The sequence below is a fragment of the Chitinophaga sp. CCNWYY40 genome (assembly GCF_037483205.1).
Taxonomy (GTDB): Bacteria; Bacteroidota; Bacteroidia; order Chitinophagales; family Chitinophagaceae; genus Chitinophaga; species Chitinophaga ginsengisegetis.
In genome coordinates this window covers 647555-665227 of record NZ_JBBHLF010000002.1, presented here as the reverse complement: position 1 = coordinate 665227, position 17673 = coordinate 647555, and the positions used below count along the sequence as shown (strand labels likewise).

The 17673-nt window shown below is 48.8% G+C and carries 17 protein-coding genes; 4 read left to right on the top strand and 13 right to left on the bottom strand.

The window, feature by feature from the left end; genetic code table 11:
- Window positions 1-83: 83 nt before the first annotated feature.
- Window positions 84-1388, top strand: coding sequence for an O-acetylhomoserine aminocarboxypropyltransferase/cysteine synthase family protein (locus tag V7S65_RS08340; RefSeq protein WP_336388570.1), 1305 nt, complete (start codon window positions 84-86; stop codon window positions 1386-1388).
- Between the two features lie 42 nt (window positions 1389-1430).
- On the opposite strand, the gene V7S65_RS08335 is transcribed toward V7S65_RS08340, so the two are convergent.
- The 11 genes from V7S65_RS08335 to lepA all read right to left on the bottom strand — a co-directional run bounded on the left by V7S65_RS08335 (window position 1431) and on the right by lepA (window position 12393).
- Window positions 1431-3857, bottom strand: coding sequence for an AsmA family protein (locus V7S65_RS08335; protein ID WP_336388571.1), 2427 nt, complete (start codon window positions 3855-3857; stop codon window positions 1431-1433).
- A gap of 44 nt (window positions 3858-3901) precedes the next feature.
- Window positions 3902-4606 (bottom strand): hypothetical protein, encoded by a 705-nt coding sequence (locus tag V7S65_RS08330; RefSeq protein WP_079471858.1) that lies wholly within the window; start codon window positions 4604-4606, stop codon window positions 3902-3904.
- A 9-nt stretch (window positions 4607-4615) separates the two neighbouring features.
- On the bottom strand, window positions 4616-5395 hold the full coding sequence (locus tag V7S65_RS08325) for an urease accessory protein UreD (RefSeq protein ID WP_336388572.1): 780 nt from the start codon (window positions 5393-5395) through the stop codon (window positions 4616-4618).
- Window positions 5392-6027, bottom strand: a complete 636-nt coding sequence (ureG, locus tag V7S65_RS08320; protein ID WP_111578161.1) for an urease accessory protein UreG — start codon at window positions 6025-6027, stop codon at window positions 5392-5394. The genes V7S65_RS08325 and ureG overlap by 4 nt, the downstream gene beginning before the upstream one ends.
- Window positions 6028-6044: 17 nt before the next feature.
- Window positions 6045-6725 carry an urease accessory protein UreF gene (locus tag V7S65_RS08315; RefSeq protein WP_336388573.1) on the bottom strand — a complete coding sequence of 227 codons (681 nt, stop codon included), beginning with the start codon at window positions 6723-6725 and terminating at the stop codon, window positions 6045-6047.
- Between the two features lie 5 nt (window positions 6726-6730).
- Window positions 6731-7234 (bottom strand): urease accessory protein UreE, encoded by a 504-nt coding sequence (ureE, locus tag V7S65_RS08310; protein ID WP_079471854.1) that lies wholly within the window; start codon window positions 7232-7234, stop codon window positions 6731-6733.
- Window positions 7235-7246: 12 nt separating this feature from the next.
- Complete coding sequence (gene ureC, locus V7S65_RS08305) at window positions 7247-8968, bottom strand: urease subunit alpha (protein ID WP_079471853.1); 1722 nt, start codon at window positions 8966-8968, stop codon at window positions 7247-7249.
- Entirely contained in the window at window positions 8965-9339 is a 375-nt protein-coding gene (gene ureB, locus V7S65_RS08300) for an urease subunit beta (RefSeq protein WP_336388574.1), read from the bottom strand. Before ureB ends, ureC begins: the two co-directional genes overlap by 4 nt.
- Window positions 9340-9360: 21 nt before the next feature.
- Complete coding sequence (gene ureA / locus V7S65_RS08295; protein ID WP_079471851.1) at window positions 9361-9663, bottom strand: urease subunit gamma; 303 nt, start codon at window positions 9661-9663, stop codon at window positions 9361-9363.
- A 253-nt stretch (window positions 9664-9916) separates the two neighbouring features.
- On the bottom strand, window positions 9917-10471 hold the full coding sequence (locus V7S65_RS08290; RefSeq protein ID WP_336388575.1) for a thioredoxin family protein: 555 nt from the start codon (window positions 10469-10471) through the stop codon (window positions 9917-9919).
- Window positions 10472-10599: 128 nt separating this feature from the next.
- A complete protein-coding gene (lepA, locus tag V7S65_RS08285) occupies window positions 10600-12393 on the bottom strand; it encodes a translation elongation factor 4 (RefSeq protein WP_079472473.1) in 1794 nt (597 codons plus the stop codon).
- 248 nt (window positions 12394-12641) lie between these two features.
- On the opposite strand from lepA, the gene V7S65_RS08280 reads away from it, so the two are divergent.
- The 3 genes from V7S65_RS08280 to V7S65_RS08270 are packed head-to-tail and all read left to right on the top strand — an operon-like array spanning window position 12642 to window position 14858.
- Complete coding sequence (locus V7S65_RS08280; RefSeq protein ID WP_079471849.1) at window positions 12642-12905, top strand: acyl-CoA-binding protein; 264 nt, start codon at window positions 12642-12644, stop codon at window positions 12903-12905.
- 59 nt (window positions 12906-12964) lie between these two features.
- A complete protein-coding gene (gene rocD, locus V7S65_RS08275) occupies window positions 12965-14203 on the top strand; it encodes an ornithine--oxo-acid transaminase (protein WP_336388576.1) in 1239 nt (412 codons plus the stop codon).
- A 10-nt stretch (window positions 14204-14213) separates the two neighbouring features.
- Window positions 14214-14858, top strand: coding sequence for a VIT1/CCC1 transporter family protein (locus tag V7S65_RS08270; RefSeq protein WP_159454396.1), 645 nt, complete (start codon window positions 14214-14216; stop codon window positions 14856-14858).
- 55 nt (window positions 14859-14913) lie between these two features.
- Here the strand turns inward: V7S65_RS08270 and V7S65_RS08265 are convergent, their stop codons facing one another.
- Window positions 14914-15309, bottom strand: a complete 396-nt coding sequence (locus tag V7S65_RS08265; RefSeq protein ID WP_079471846.1) for a hypothetical protein — start codon at window positions 15307-15309, stop codon at window positions 14914-14916.
- A 28-nt stretch (window positions 15310-15337) separates the two neighbouring features.
- Window positions 15338-17500 (bottom strand): S9 family peptidase, encoded by a 2163-nt coding sequence (locus V7S65_RS08260; RefSeq protein WP_336388577.1) that lies wholly within the window; start codon window positions 17498-17500, stop codon window positions 15338-15340.
- Between the last annotated feature and the right edge of the window lie 173 nt (window positions 17501-17673).

Below are 17673 nucleotides of genomic sequence, written 5' to 3'. Positions count from 1 at the left end.
GAGAATCATGTTAAAATATTTTGTTATTACAATTAGTCTACTATATTTGTAGACTTATATTCAAACCTTTAAATTTTCCGGTTATGTCTAATCAGCCATTACATTTTGACACCTTACAGGTACATGCGGGTTATCAGCCTGAATCCTCTACCCATGCGGCTGCGGTGCCTATTTATCAAACCACCTCCTATACTTTTGAGAGCGCGGAACATGCAGCGGATCTTTTCCAGCTGAAGCAGTTTGGTAATATCTACACCCGTATTATGAACCCCACCACGGATGTATTTGAAAAGAGAGTGGCAGCGCTGGAGGGCGGCGTAGGCGCGCTGGCCGTGGCATCCGGACAGGCGGCGCAGTTCATCGCCCTGCATAATATCCTGTTACCGGGAGATAATTTTGTGACCTCTTCCTATCTGTATGGCGGTACCTTTAACCAGTTTAAAGTGAGTTTCAAGCGCATTGGTGTAGAGGCACGTTTTGCAGATCTTGATAAGCCGGAGAGCTTTGAAGCATTGATCGATGAAAACACAAAAGCGCTTTATGTGGAAACCATCGGTAACCCGGGATTTGCCATTCCGGATTTTGAAAAAATCAGCGCCATTGCGCGCAAGCATGATATTCCGCTGGTAGTGGATAATACTTTTGGCGCGGCAGGTTACCTGGCCCGTCCGCTGGAGCACGGCGCCAACGTGGTGGTAGAAGCCGCCACCAAATGGATTGGCGGGCATGGCACCAGTATTGGCGGTATCATTGTGGATGGCGGCAACTATAACTGGGGCAATGGTAAGTTTGTACAGTTCAGCGAGCCGGATGAAGCTTATCATGGTATGAAGTTCTGGGAAGTATTTGGCTCGCACAGTCCGTTTGGCAACATTGCCTACATTATCCGGGCGCGTGTGGCCGGCTTACGCAGCTGGGGACCGGCACTGGCGCCACAAAACTCTTTCCTGTTCCTGCAGGGGCTGGAAACCCTCTCCCTCCGGGTACAGCGGACGGTAGATAATGCACTCGCCCTGGCACAGTGGCTGCAACAACATCCGCAGGTGGAATCGGTAAACTACCCGGGCCTTCCAGACAACAAATACCATGCACTGGCGAAGAAGTACCTGCAAAATGGCTTTGGCGGCGTATTGAGTTTTAAGATCAAGGAAGGAAAAGAAACGGCCGATAAATTCGTACAGGCGTTAAAGTTAATCTATCATCTTGCCAATGTAGGCGATTCCAAAACGCTGATCATCCATCCTGCTACTACTACTCACCAGCAGCTGAGCGAAGAAGAGCAAAGGAAAGCGGGTGTAGCGCCAGGCGTGCTGCGCATTTCGCTGGGTATTGAACATATCAGCGATATTAAGGGAGATCTTGAACAGGCATTCCAAACGGTAGCTTAAAAATAGTGTGGTGACTTTTGTGATGGTCCGCAAAAGTCACCCTTAATCGCCATCTCCTTTCCCCAGCTTTATTTTCACTTTACCATCCTTTTCCGACACTGCATGCAGGTGTATAACAATCCCTTTCCTGCTGCGTTTGCGCTTCTCTGCACTGTCCGTGATGGCCGAATCTTTCGCCGGGTTTCTTAACGGAATATCCAGGTTGATATTGGTGCCTCCATCTATTCCGTATACCCCGTTCACATCAATATTTATGGCGCTGGAAGCGATGCGCATGGGTGGTATCAGTATTTTATTGCCCTGTACCTGGAAGGTGTTGGACAGGTTATCGATGGTGATGCTATCCAGGCGGCGTTTGCGGAAGGCGAAGTTGCCGATATCTGCGAGCGGACCAAAGTTAATCAGGGCGCCGTTCTTCAGGTTAAAATTGATGGTACCGTAAAGGGAGTTCTTAGCAAGACTTCCATTATCCAGTATATTCCCTTTCAGGTTCACCTTTGCCGATACATTTCCTCTCAGGTTATCTGATTTCAGGGCCGACATTCCAAAGTTGTCGAATGCGTAAAACAACTGGCTGATGTGCACATTGTTCACGGTAGCATTCATGTTAAAGTTGTTGTTATTCCCCTGCTGGTGCATTACGCCGGCCAGCTGCATATTTCCACCTGCATGCTGCAGGGCGATCTGCTTTAATAGTATATCCGTATTCGTTAGTTGTACGGAAGCTTTAACATTTTGCGCAGCGAAACGCTGAAAGATGATCTTATCCAGCTGCACCTGCATGTTTACATTGCTGGACGCCAGCACTACATCCAGTTGCCGGTTCACGCGGGTCATTTTGGCTTTCTGCTGGCTGCGGGATGGTTTGGCTTTTCGCCGTGGCGCCAGGAAGCTCTTGAATTCATTCAGATCTACCAGCTGGCTTCGGACATTCCAGGTGAGTTCAATTTTATCCGGTGTGGTAAAATAGAGGTTCAGGAGGTTCTTCACCATGCCGTTCATTTGCAGGCTGCTTTTCTGTGTTTGTATGTTGACATTTTCCAGCATCAGATCCTGCCCGGTAAAACGCAGGGTGGCGCTGGCATCATGAAAAGACAGGTTACGCGGCAGGTAAGTAAACGCGCCTTGTTTTACCTGTACCACCCCTTGCAGGGAAGAAGGTGTATTATCATTGGCCAGTACGGGGCCCGTGTAGTACAGATCGGCATTGGCGTTACCATCTTTGAATAAGATGGGGCTTTCCCCGGTATCGCTGTTCAGGTTAGTCAACGGGAAATTGGACCGGAAGTGGCCGTGGAGCAAAGGTTGCTTCAGGTTCACCACGCGGATGGTATCCGCTTTCAACGGTACTCCTGCCAGCGTAGCGCTCAGCTGAAAAATATTGACGGCGGAGTTTTCATCATTGTGGCCCTGCCCCGGTAACACCTCGTTATTAAACCTTCCGGTGAAATTACAGTTGGTCCATTCGCCCATTGTAGTTACCAGTACATTGTTGGTCGTTTTCCAGGTGATAAGTACTCTGGGCGTATCCCTGTATTTCATATGTCCGTTGAGGTTAGCCTCAGCGTCCAGTGGTTTGGTGAGGGTAATGCTACTTAATTTGGTGCTGATAGTGGGTGGCAACCAGGAGGCCGCATCATGCAGCAATACCTGGTTGGCATTAATTTTCAGCTGGAACGGCGGCGGCTTTTCGCTAAAGCCAAACTGCCCGGTAATGAGCACCGGGTGGTCATCTATGCGGATCTCCTGTGATGGTATCGTGAGAATCTTTGTGCGCTTATTGAATATTACGGAGAGGTTTAATTGCAGTTTTTTATCTTTCAGATAACTTCCTTTAACGGTGTTGAAAGCAAAACTTTTAGACAGGATATCCGATATTATGGTAACCTGTACACTGCTGTCCGTGGCACTCACCTTGCCATCCAGCTGGCGTATATCCAGTTGGAATAATTTAAACTTCTGCCGGTTATCTATAATAAAACTGATGTTCGTTAACATCAGTTTTTTGATGCTGGCATCTTTTGCCCCATTGCTTTTCTTCGCGGCCGATTTCCGTTGCAGCACATATGTGTTGGAATAGCCGGTGGTATCAGTATACAGGAAGATGGTACCATCCTGCAGGGTGATTTCATTTACATCTACGTGCTTGCGTAACAGTGATAACGTGTTTACCCGTACGAAAATGTAGTTAACATCCAGCAATGGATGATGATGTTGCTGAAAGAGGCTGTCTTCCAGCACTACTTTTTTCAGGGCGATAGATACATTGGGAAAACTCTTCCACAGGGAAGGTTCCATATCAGCGATACGGATATTTCCGCTCAGGCGATCATTCAGCTGGGCCGTGATCTGTTTCAGGAAATTGTCTTTATTGGCATGTATGTACCAGGTCATACCCAGGATTAACAACACCAGGAGTGCTATAAATATACCGCCGGTAATAAGGATGATCCTGAGCCATTTTCTCATGTGGTAAAGGTTTATCTGCTATAACAGCTGAGCTGCTAAACAGTTCACCAACCCATAAAAACCATGCCCGTTCCACAGAGTGTAACCGCAGCGCCGCTGATGGCGGCCATATATCTTTCCGTAGCAACGGGTTTCATGAGGGAAAACCCATAGTATCCCAGCAGTACCATGATGATCATGGTGAGAATGGTAAAGAAGGTAAAAGTAGCGATCAGCATTACAATGCCGGGTACAGATTGTTGCGCCGCCGGGTAAAACAATAACGGCAGCAAGGGTTCAGAGGGCCCCATTACGAATATCACAAACAGGATCCAGGGCGTTACGCGGATCCTTTTCTGCGGCGCTACGTAGGCTTCATTATGACGATGCTGATAAACATACATATCGCCATCGTCGTATACATCAAAGTGTTTGTGTGGCCTGTTGGCGATGGCTTTATACAATCCCCAAATGAGGTAAAAAAGCCCCAATATCAGCAATGCCCATCCCGCAATGCCGCCACGTACTTCTGTGATAGCGGTAAAGCGCGATAACTGCCATCCCAGCACCACGCCGATCATCCCGATCACGAGCGAACTCATTACGTGTCCGAGGCCGCAGAGGGCCGTCCACCCGATGGTTTTAGCCACCGACCATTTCCGGGTGCGGGAAAAAACGATAAAAGGCACATAATGATCCGGGCCGGAGGCCGTATGAAGACAGCTGATAGTAACTGCTGTTAGTAATAAACTGTTATCGATAAATGACATACTACTGTTTTAAACAGATAAAAGCTTTGCCAGTTGTTGCTGACATTCAAATAGTTCTTCCCCGCTATGGCCCAGCATTCTTACCATGATACCGTTGCCGGCGGTGCGTGTAACACCCGCCAGTATGCGGGGCTGCTCTTCCAGGTAACGGTGAAGCCTGTCCGCAGTTTCATTAAGGGCTACCTTTTCATGGGTATCAAAAAACAGGAAGGTGGCCTGGTGTGTGTATTCTTCCATCCAGCCCATTGCCTCAAAACTGGTAACGCCGGGTTGCATCAGGAGGTTATCTCTTAGCAGCAGCTGTTCTCCTGAAAATACCTGCGTGATGCTGTGCAGTTTTGTAAAGCGGAATACTTCCCCGTTTAACTTCCGGCCGCAGGTAATGATCTCTCCCCAGATGAGGCGGCAGTTATTTGCGAGGTGCAGGTTCGTATAGCCGGTGTAGGTAGCCTTTTCATGCGGCACCAGGGGGTGCGGCAAAAAGGTGAATGTGCTCCCGGTTTGCAGCCGTACGCGCATTTCCTGTGTAGCACCGGTTTCCATATTAAACAGCCGCTGGTACGCCTGCGTTTGCAGGTGTAAAGCTGTGCCTGCGGCAACGGTAATATCCAGCTGGTAATGATCTTTATCCAGCATTCCCGGTGAAGAGCTCATCATCATGAGACGCAATACCGGGTCGCTGCGTTCTTCCCGCACATTAGCCACTTTAAAAGGCCGTGTGCAGTAGCATTCCTTCAGATAGGTGCCACTGTCTCTTTTACCCGTCAATATCTTCAGTTCACTGATCATGTTAAGAGATTGGGCGCTGCAATGTCTTCCAGTAATGCGTATCTTTTAATCCAGTTGATCACATCTTCCAGCCCGGTGCCGCTCATGAGGTCTGTGAATACGAAAGGCTGTCCCCCTCTCATTTTGCGGGCATCCCTTTCCATTACGCCAAGATCCGCATGTACATAGGGGGCGAGGTCAATTTTATTGATGACGAGCAGGTTGGAGCGGGTAATACCCGGACCACCTTTGCGTGGGATCTTATCTCCTTCCGCTACGTCTATCACAAAAATGGTGACATCTGCCAGATCGGGGCTGAAGGTGGCTGACAGGTTATCGCCGCCGCTTTCTATAAAGATGATTTCGATATCCGGGAAACGGCGTACCATTTCTTCCACGGCTTCGAGGTTCATGCTGGCATCTTCACGGATAGCGGTATGCGGGCAGCCGCCGGTTTCCACACCGATGATCCTTTCCGGTGGCAGCAGGCTATTCTGCGTGAGAAACTCCGCATCTTCCTTTGTATAAATATCGTTGGTGATAACGGCCACCTGGTAGTGTTGCGCCATTTGCCTTGTCAAGCGCTCAATGAGCGCTGTTTTCCCGGAACCTACAGGTCCGGCCACTCCTACTTTTATATATTCTCTGCTCATGGTTTCATTAATTATAGTTACGACATATACAACCGGCTGTACAGGCGTTCGTGCTGCATACTGCGGATATCAAATGCCGCATTGCAAAGCCCGAGCAGTGATTTATCGGGTTGTATTGTTGCTTCCGTCAGTTCTTTCAATAAAGGTTGCAGGTCAAAGAGGATGTCCTGCCCGTCCATTTGCCCGAGGGGCACCAGCTTTACGCAGTTGGTCACCATTCCCATAGCGGCGTTGTAATAGTATGCGTACAACGCGGACGACAACGGGATATTAGTAAGCTGCGCATAGATGCCAAATACGAGGCAGTAGTGCGGGCTGTTGCCCGCAGCTGTTTCATATTGCGTAACCAGTTCGCTGGTATACCTGCGGCTGAAAATGCGTGTGAGCCGCGCTCCCAGCTTCTGGCTGGCTTCCCGGAGTTCGCGCGGCGCCTTTACGGCGGTGCATAATTGATGGAGCTCCAGCAGTTCACTCACATTGTTTTGTGTAGCTGCGGTATAAGCGAGGCTCATAAATGCGGCATCGTTGTAACGGATATTATTCTGCAGCATGTTACGTACAAAGGTGGCCGCCGTAGCAGCGTTGTTCACCAAACCCTGCTGCACAAAGGTTTCCAGCCCGGCAGAATGCGTGTAGCCGCCAATAGGCAGTGTGCTGTCTGCCAGGTGTAGTAAACTGCCGAGATAATGCTGTTCCATATGCTTTATTTTGACGCCAGTTCCAGGATCTTCTCAAAAAATGAAGGGCCGCCGTTGCCGTGCGTATGTGGCTGCACGTTAGTACGCAGGATGTGCAGGAGCTTGCGGCGTTCTTTTACCACCGGGTAACCGGCTGCATGCAGCCAGCGGTACAGCGGTTCATCTGCGGGAATCAGCAGTTGTTCTTCTTCGAGGAAAAGCGGCAGGTGTTTGTTACCGATTTCGTAACACACCTTTGCCATTTCCGCCATATTCCGCGGGCTGATCACGATGGCCTCACAGGGAAGGATATCTACCACGATCATGAGGTCATCATCCTGGTAAAGGATATCATTTTGCCTGAGCTGCTGCCCTTCCTTTGTAAACTTCAATGCTACTTCACGGCCGCCGGCAGTATGTTTCCGCTGAATGCGCCGGGAGGTTTCAAACCACTCCAGCGGCAGCAGGTCTGTTTCCTTACTGCTGCGTGTATGCGTATCCGTATTCCCTATGATTTCCCTTACCAACATATCTCCTCCGGGTTAAAATAAAAAATAGCGCTGTGCGAGCGACAGTTCCTTTAACGGTTCGCAGGTAATTTTTTCACCGTCTACCCGTACTTCGTATGTTTCAGGATTTACGGTGATATCGGGTGTTTTATCGTTGTGGATCAGGTCTTTTTTGGAGATGTTACGGCAGTTGCTCACCGGTAACAGCTGCTTCTGCAAACCGTATTCTTCTTTAATCCCTTTCTCTAACGATAACGCAGATACGAACAATACGCTGGTGTGCAGCAGTGCTTTTCCGTGTGCGCCAAACATATGGCGGTACACCACCGGCTGCGGTGTTGGAATGGATGCGTTGGGATCGCCCATGCGGCTGGCATTGATCATGCCGCCTTTGATGATCATTTCCGGCTTCACGCCAAAGAAGGCGGGTTTCCATAACACCAGATCCGCCATCTTACCGGGTTCCAGGGAACCGATATGTGTGGAAATGCCGTGTGCGATGGCCGGGTTGATAGTGTATTTGGCGATGTATCTTTTTACGCGGAAGTTATCGTTGTCGCTGTTTTTATCTTCTTCCAGCGCGCCGCGTTGTTTCTTCATTTTATCGGCGGTTTGCCAGGTGCGGATAATCACTTCACCGATCCGGCCCATTGCCTGTGAGTCGGAGCTCATGATGCTGAATACGCCCATGTCGTGCAGGATATCTTCTGCAGCAATGGTTTCCGGGCGGATGCGGGAATCTGCAAAGGCCACATCTTCCGGCACTTTTTTATCCAGGTGATGGCATACCATCAGCATGTCGAGATGTTCATCGATGGTATTTACCGTGTATGGGCGCGTGGGATTGGTAGATGCGGGTAATACATTCGGGAAGGAGGCTGCGCGGATGATATCCGGTGCATGGCCGCCGCCGGCGCCTTCGGTGTGGAAGGTGTGTATTACGCGGCCGTTGATGGCGTTAAGTGTATCTTCGAGGAAACCGGCTTCATTCAGCGTATCGGTATGAATGGCGATCTGTACATCCAGTTCATCGGCTACTTTCAGGGAAGCGTCTATTACGGCCGGTGTAGCGCCCCAATCTTCATGAATTTTGAGTCCCAGTGCGCCGGCGGCGATCTGTTCCACCAATGGTTCCGTAGTAGCGCAGTTGCCTTTACCAAAGAAGCCGAGGTTTACCGGGTATGCCTCTGCGGCCTGCAGCATGCGCTGGATGTTCCATTTTCCCGGCGTTACCGTGGTAGCGCTGGTGCCATCCGCCGGACCTGTACCGCCGCCTATCAGGGTGGTTACCCCGCTGAAGAGGGCGTGATCCACCTGTTGCGGGCAGATAAAGTGAATGTGCGTATCAATACCACCTGCGGTAGCAATGAGGTTAGCGCCGTTATGTACTTCGGTAGATGCACCGATGATGAGCTGCGGATGTACACCGTCCATTGTATCGGGGTTACCGGCCTGCCCTACTGCAACGATCTTACCGTCTTTAATCCCTATATCTCCCTTCACAATACCCCAATGATCAATGATGATCACGTTGGTGATCACAAAATCGAGCACGCCTTCGCTGCGCAGTGCAGTGGCCGATTGCGCCATACCGTCTCTCACGCTTTTGCCGCCGCCGAATTTACTTTCATCGCCGTATACGTTGTAGTCTTTTTCTATTTCGATGATGAGGTCTGTATCTGCCAGCCGTACGCGATCGCCGGTGGTAGGACCGTACATGTTTACATATTTTGTTTTGCTGATAGACAGGCTCATAGTTGTTCTGATTTAAAGTTGAGGGAAGCTGCTTTGGCGATGGCAGCGGCTTTTACAGCAGGATCGGTGGTATCGCCGTTTACGAGGTTGTTGATACCGATCACTTTCCGGGCGCCGCCGAGTTCCACCAGTTCTACTTCTTTGGCTTCCCCTGGTTCAAAGCGTACTGCGTTGCCTGAAGGAATATTAAGCCGCATACCGAATGCCGCTTCCCTGGGGAAGGACATCATGCGGTTCACTTCAAAAAAGTGGCAGTGGGAGCCTATCTGTACCGGTCTGTCGCCGGTGTTCACCACGCTGACCCTGACCGTTTTCCGGCCGGCATTGGCAATGATATCTTCTTTCTTCAAAAAATATTCTCCGGGGATCATGGTTGTAAGATTTAATAATGGTTAACGGATAGGATCGTGTACGGTGACCAGTTTGGTGCCATCGGGAAAGGTAGCTTCGATTTGTACTTCGTGTATCATTTCGGGGACTCCTTCCATTACATCTTCGCGGGTAAGAATGGTAGCGCCGTAGTGCATGAGCGCGGCCACGGTATTCCCGTCGCGGGCTGCTTCCATTAAACGGCTGCTGATGAGGGCAATGGCTTCCGGGTAGTTAAGGCGCAGTCCTCTTGCTTTTCTTTTCTCGGCCAGTTCTCCGGCCAGATGCAGTAATAATTTCTCGGTTTCCCGTGCAGTCAGGTGCATATGAATAGATTGTTGTATAAAAACTTGTTTCCGGGAGATTGGCTGGTGTATGAAAGGAGTGGTAAAGTACGAATTTTCCGCGGATTTTGTCTTTCTCTGGATTAGACTGATTATGCTGATTTATGGATTTGATCACTTTTGATTTAAAAAGATTAGGGGAGATAAAAGTGGATATACCTACCTTTATCTCCCCTAATCTTTTTAAAATATAATCAGTAAAATCAGCGTAATCCTGAGAAAGACAAAATACGTTTTAGTGTGCCGCGGAGGCTATTTTACCAAACCGGGTGCGTACTGCGTCCAGTTCTCCGCGTTTCATTTTTGATGTTTTTTCGAGGATGCCTACAAAGTATTCCACTTCTTCTTTCTGGGCAGGGCAACCAACATTTTGCAGTTTACCGGTAGGACCTTTCATACGGCTGTCGGCCAGCAGTTCGCCGTTGGTGTTTAATACCAGCCAGAAAGGAATACCTTCCTGATCGCCGTGGTATTTTGCCAGCAGGTCAGCGCCGCCCGGGTTTTCCAGTGCTTTGTTGGCGCCATTTTCCAACACGGTGATATGACGGATCTCGTAGTTATTATCGAATGCTTTCTTAACACTGGCATCATTCATCGCGGTATCCATTTTATGGCACCAGCCGCACCAGGATGCGTGAAAGATGACGATCACTTTTTTATTGGCTTTTGCTGCCTGTGCGCAGGCATCTTTTACTACTTCATCGGCTGCAGGTGGCGCCTGTTGGGCTTTTACAGCAGAGAAAGTGAGCGCAGAGAATACGAATGTTAAAGAGAGAACTAAAGAACGCATGGGTGATTGGTTTTCTCAAATGTAAGTTTTTCCCGGAATTAGAAAAGTTAAAAAGGATGAGGGAAGATGAAAGCTATATAGCCGGTTCATCTTCCCTCATCCTTATAAAAAGTATCGGTATTATTTTCTTAATCATCCAGTTTGAGTACCGCCAGGAATGCTTCCTGTGGTATTTCCACGTTACCTATCTGGCGCATACGTTTCTTACCTTCTTTTTGTTTTTCCAGTAATTTGCGTTTACGGGAGATGTCACCGCCATAACATTTCGCCGTTACGTCTTTACGCATAGCGCTGATATTTTCGCGGGCAACAATCTTTGCGCCGATGGCAGCCTGGATGGCGATAAGGAATTGCTGGCGTGGCAGCAGTTCCTTCAGTTTTTCGGTGAGTTTACGGCCAAACTCCTGTGCACGGCTTCTGTGGATCAGGGCACTGAGTGCATCCACTTTTTCGTTGTTCAGGAGGATATCCATTTTCACGATGTCACTGTCGCGGAATCCGATCGGTGTATAATCGAAGGAGGCGTATCCGCGTGTCTGACTTTTCAGTTTATCATAAAAGTCGAATACGATTTCTGTCAGTGGTATTTCAAACATCAGCTCCACACGGGTGGTGGTCAGATAGCTTTGATTCAGGAGGTTACCGCGTTTGCCGAGGCACAGGGTCATGATGTTACCGATATATTCGGGTTTGGTGATGATCTGTGCGCGGATGAAAGGTTCCTCGATCCTGTCCAGCTTGGTGGGATCGGGCATTTCGCTCGGGTTATTTACGGTGATTACACCATCGCGGGTGGTGTGTGCAATGAAGCTTACGTTGGGAACCGTGGTGATCACGGTTTGATTGAACTCCCTTTCGAGGCGTTCCTGGATGATTTCCATGTGGAGCATACCGAGGAATCCGCAACGGAAGCCGAAACCCAGCGCCTGTGAGGTTTCCAGCTCATAGGTCAGGGAGGCATCGTTCAGCTGCAGTTTGTCCATACATTCACGCAGCTCTTCGAAATCTTCTGTATTTACAGGATAGATACCGGCGAATACCATTGGCTTTACTTCCTGGAATCCGTTGATACCTTCCAGGCAGGGGTTGTTCGACAACGTGATGGTGTCTCCTACCTTTACTTCCTTAGCGCTTTTGATACCGGTAATAATATACCCTACATCCCCGGTGAACACTTCCTTGCGGGGGTCGAGGCCCAGTTTCAGGATGCCTACTTCATCTGCAAAATATTCTTCCCCGCTGTTAAAGAACCTGATCTTATCTCCTTTTTTGATGGAGCCGTTGAACACGCGGAAATATGCGATGATACCACGGAAGGAGTTGAATACGCTATCGAAGATGAGTGCCTGCAATGGCGCGTCGTTACTGCCTTTTGGAGCGGGAATACGGTGTACGATGGCTTCGAGGATATCTTCGATGCCGATACCGGTTTTACCGGAAGCGAGCAGGATATCTTCTCCTTTTACGCCGATGAGTTCAATGATCTGGTCTTTCACTTCCTCGATCATGGCGCCCTGCATATCAATTTTATTGATAACGGGGATGATTTCGAGGTCGTTTTCCAGTGCCAGGTAAAGATTTGAAATAGTTTGTGCCTGGATACCCTGTGCGGCATCTACCAGGAGGAGCGCTCCTTCACAGGCGGCAAGCGCGCGGGATACTTCGTAGGAGAAGTCCACATGGCCGGGGGTATCAATCAGGTTAAAGATATATTTTTCACCATTTTTTGCAGTGTAATCCATTTGAATAGCGTGGCTCTTGATGGTGATACCTTTTTCACGTTCAAGATCCATGTCATCCAGCACCTGGGCCTGCATGTCGCGGTCGGAAATAGTATGTGTAAACTCCAGTAAACGGTCTGCCAGGGTACTTTTACCGTGGTCAATATGGGCAATGATACAAAAATTGCGAATATTCTTCATATGATGTTTTGCTGTTCCGTAGTCTGCTGCAATGTACTGCATCGGACCTTTTCAGCCGGCAAAGGTATTGAAATTAGTTCATTAGTTAATGCGTTTAGTAATTATGTTTTGTTATTTGGTTTTTAAGGAGATAGAAACCTTAGCGCGGGCTTTTTTTGATATATTAATATATAAAGCTCAACTTTATAGACATAAGGGAAAATGAGGGTGTTACCCCATATTATTAAAAAATTAAAAATTCACCGCACATGGAACTAACTAGTCAGTTTGAAGAGGCAGTGGCAGCGAGTAAAACCCTGCCGGAGAAACCGTCCAATGAAATTTTGCTGCAGCTGTACGCCCTGTACAAACAGGGAACAACCGGCGATGTGGATAATGACGGCCCTTCCAACCCGTTTGACTTTGTGGCGAAAGCCAAGCATGAAGCGTGGGCGGAGCTGAAAGGTAAAACGAAAGATGCGGCTATGCAGGAATATGTGGACCTGGTAAAGAAGCTGAAAGGGGGCAATTAGCCCGGAGCTGTTAGCTGACGGCTAACAGCTTCTTTCATCTTTTTCCTTACTTTTGAGTTATGGTACCTTCATACACGATAAGCGAAAAATCACAACATTACCTGGCGCTGGAAGAACAGTATGGTGCCCATAATTATCATCCGCTGCCGGTTGTACTGGACCGGGGCGAAGGTGTTTTTTTATGGGATGTGGATGGCAAACGTTATTATGATTTTCTATCCGGCTATTCTGCCGTAAACCAGGGGCATTGTCACCCTAAAATTATTGCCACCCTCATAGAGCAGGCAAAAAAGCTGACACTTACTTCCCGTGCATTTCACAACGATCTGCTGGGAGAATACGCACAATACATCACTACTTATTTCGGATATGATAAAGTGCTGCCCATGAACACGGGTGTGGAAGCGGTGGAAACAGCGCTGAAGCTTTGCCGCCACTGGGCATATATTGTAAAAGGCGTTCCGAAAGACAAAGCAAAAATCATTGTATGCGCCAATAACTTCCACGGACGTACGCTGAATGTGATCTCCTTTAGTACAGATCCTGCGGCACGTGATAACTTTGGTCCGTTTACGCCGGGTTATGAAGTAATTCCATACAACAGCTTAACCGCACTGGAACAGGCTTTACAGGATAAAAACGTAGCCGGTTTCCTGGTGGAACCCATACAGGGCGAAGCCGGTGTGATGGTACCGGATGAAGGATATTTGTCCAAAGCGCGGCAGTATTGCCACGACGCCAATGTACTGTTCATTGCTGATGAGATCCAGACAGGGCTGGCCCGTACCGGTAAAATGCTGGCATGCGATCATGAAAATGTGCGCCCGGATATCCTGATACTCGGAAAGGCTTTGTCGGCCGGCACCCTGCCGGTGAGCGCCGTACTCGCGGATGATGAGATCATGCTCACCATCAAGCCGGGCGAACATGGCTCTACCTACGGCGGCAACCCGCTCGCCTGCAAGGTGGCCATCGCTTCCCTGCAGGTACTGAAGGATGAGAAGATGGCGGAAAACGCTGCGGAAATGGGCCTGTTGCTCCGCAACGGCCTGAAGGAACTGCATTCGCCATACATCACCACCATCCGTGGTAAAGGACTGCTGAATGCCATCGTTATTGAACATAAAGACCCGGAAGCTGCCTGGGACCTTTGTCTTACTTTAAAAGAAAACGGCCTGCTGGCCAAGCCTACACACGGTGATAAAATACGGTTTGCACCTCCCCTGTCTATCAATGCCGGACAGATCAATGATTGTGTGCAAATCATTAAAAGAAGCCTGGAGCAGGCTTTCAGTTAGTGAACCTTGTATGACTACATCCCATAAAGCCATCCGTAGTTCAGGATGGAAGACAGATTTTTTAATCGGGTTCCCCGATGGGCTTTTCCTGTTGTTCTTTGCTACGCAGGTGATACAGGTATTTCCCATTGAGGTCCAGACCTTTTATACCATTCACCTGTGTGCGTGGATTATCGGCGCTGTGCTGGTGATGATCAGCGCGTTCCAGGCTAACAAAGGCGACCTGCAGCACGACAGCGCCCTGTTGTCGGACCAGGAACGGACCAAGTTACAACGCCTGGATATCACGCCACGTGTGATTGCGCATATAGAACAGGAAATGGAGAAGGATGCCCATTCATGGGAGCTGATGCTGGAACACGAGAAAGTAAAGGAATCTGCGTTTAGCCGTTCCCGTGCTATCAAGAGTGCGTTGATGACAGGGGTTTTCTTTTTGCTTGGCGGTATCCTTTCGCTGGGGCCTTATCTCTCCAATGAAAATTTCGCGGCTGCCTCACAAACCAGTATCCTGCTGGTTTTCCTTGGGCTCACCATTTTCAGTTTTATCAAGGCGAAAGTAACCGCGCAACGTCCCCTCCCGGTAATTTTACGGTATTGGGTGATGGGAGCCGGTATCCTGGCAGGTGCGTGGATCTTACATAAAACCATCTTCTGAAAATAAAAAAGCGGCATCCGGAAATTACCCGGATGCCGCTTTTGTTATTCGTTCCTTATTTACTGCTTTTTGGCGAGCGTGTAAACAACACGCAGGCAAAAGCCACCAGCGCACCGGCGAAAGACAGGTACAGACCGGGTTGCGACTGCGGGCAATCGCCCATTTCACATCTTGAGTACAATAACATATTCCTGAAGGTCCAGGCCAGCAGGAACCCTACAATAAAGAGGTTCACCCTGGACACCCACTTGTTCTTAACCAGGAATATTCCAATTGCCAGTACAGAAAGGATAATACATAACCGGCCGGGCTCTCCGTAATTGGAACCTGTTCCGTTTACGCCTGTAAATACCAGGTGCCTGCCTTCCACGTCTACCACCGACCACGGCAAAAAGGCGCATACAATCACCAGCAACACTGCCAGTATTCCAATAATAGCTGTCCTGGACATACTTTTCAATTTAGGGAGGCAAAGGTACTTATTTTGCGCCCGGTTCACAATGCGAACGCAAATAATTAGTATATAAAGTAGACAGGTGCTCGAAAGTTCCTTGTCCTTCAGAGATACTGTGCGTACGATTAGGATAAGCCATAAACTGGAACTGCTTGTTATACCTGATCAGTTCATTCAGCAGCATTTCCGCATTCTGATAATGTACGTTATCGTCGCCGGTGCCATGGATGTACAGCAGGTTGCCCTGGAGATTTTTTGCGTAAGTGATAGGCGAACCTTTTACAAAGTCTTCCCGGTTTTCTTCGGGCAGGCCCATGTAACGTTCCTGGTAAATGTTATCATAAGTAAGCTGGTTGCCTACTGCGGCAATAGCGATCCCTGTTTTATAAATTTCCGGATACTGGAACAGGAGGTTCAGCGTCATAGAGCCGCCACCGCTCCAGCCCCATACAGCGGTCCGTTGCGGATCAAGAAAAGTATATTTCTGCAGCAGCGCTTTAGTGCCCATTGCCTGGTCGCGTGCATTGATCAATCCTACTTTGCGGTACACGCATTTACGCCAGGTGCGGCCTTTGGGCAACGGGGTGCCCCTGTTGTCCATTGATACGTATACATATCCATCGGCTGCCATGTCACCATCATAGAGGAAGTTACGGCCTGCACCGATGGCGTCCAAAGTGGTAGCGCCGGCGGGTTCGCCGTATACATAAAATACCACGGGGTATTTTTTAGCGGGATTAAAATTGGCGGGTTTGCTCATCCAGCCGCTCATGGTAACACCATCAACCGTAGTGATGCTGAAAAACTCCGGTTTATTGGGCGCTGCGGCGCCTTTGGTGATCGCATTCAATACTGTATTGCCATTGCTTTTATGCGCAGGCAGCTGCAGGTTTTCGCTAACAGGATAAGTATAGGCGTTGCTAAAGTCGTGGATAGCCCATGCGCCGTAAGGTGAAATTTTATATTCGTGGGAACCGGGTTCGTTGGCCGGCGTAATGCGTTCCGCCTTGCCGCCGTTTAACGGCACCTTGTAAAGATATTGCTGGGTGGGATTATCCGGTGAGGCCAGGAAATAGATAGTGTTGGTGGCTTCATCAATTTTGGCAATGCTGATCACGTCATAGTTACCGGGTGTGAGCAAGGTAGCTTTACCATCTTCCGTAGAAATATTGTAGAGATGACGCCAGCCGTCCTGTTCACTTACCCAGATGAAAGATTTGCTGTTGCGGATAAAGTCCCATCCGGCGATGTTGTCATCGTCCCAGCGTGATTTTACATCGATCCAGGCGCTGTCTTTTTCCTGGTAAATAGAGCGAACGTTTCCATTAGCGGCATCGCAGAGCATTATTTTGCTTTCGTTTTGTTTGCGGTTCAGCTGCTGGATGATGAGAGTATTTTTACCGGGTACCCATTCCATACGGGGAATATAGTGTTGTTGCTGATCGCCTGGAACCTGCATCCAGGTTGTTTTAGCAGATTGTATATCTGCTACGCCGATGCGGCAGGCGGAAGGGCTCTCTCCTGCTTTCGGGTATTCCACCGGTACTGTAAAGGAATATATAGAATCGGTATTATCGATCATAAGGAAGTCGCGGATCTTCGTGGCATCGATTTGCCAGTAGGCGATGCGCTTGCTGTCGGGGCTCCAGCGGAAGCCGTCGCGGCAGCCGAATTCTTCTTCATAGGCCCAGTCGAATGTGCCATTGATAAAACGGCGGGTACCATCAGTAGTGATGGGAGTAATGGCGCCGGTGGAGAGGTCTTCCACGAAAATGTTATGTCCGCTTACATAGGCGGCTTTGGTGCCGTCCGGTGATAATTTAGCGAACATAAGAGAAGATGCGGGCTTATCTTTCCCGAGCTGCAGCAGCTTTCCGCTGGCAATGTCCAGTAACCAGTAGTCGCCGCGGGTTTCGTAGCGCCATACTTTCTTTGAGTTGGTATAAAGCAGTACTTTTTTTTCATCTCCGGAAAAATAAAAATCCTTTATAGCAAGGCTATGATAGCTGGCTGCGGGAATTTTAAGGGAAGATGGTTCACCGGAAAGCGGGAAAGATTCGATTCCGGCCGGGGTGGCTTTAAAATAAGATTTGCCGTCGAGGCTCCACCGGATGCCCTTTCCGGGCTGCGCCTGTGTGGGTAAATAATACAGCGCGATAAAAACAATGAGTAGCGTAAGTTTCTTCATTATGTAAGAATAATTTGCAATGGTAGCCAAATTATAATAGAAAAAAAATGAACAATATAGGGACGGTAGCGTTAACTGGATAAAAAATCACCCTTTCGTATTAAAAAAACAATTTCTTTTTGCCTATTTTTATGTCAGAATTAATAATTAGATAATGAAAACCAGCCGGTTAG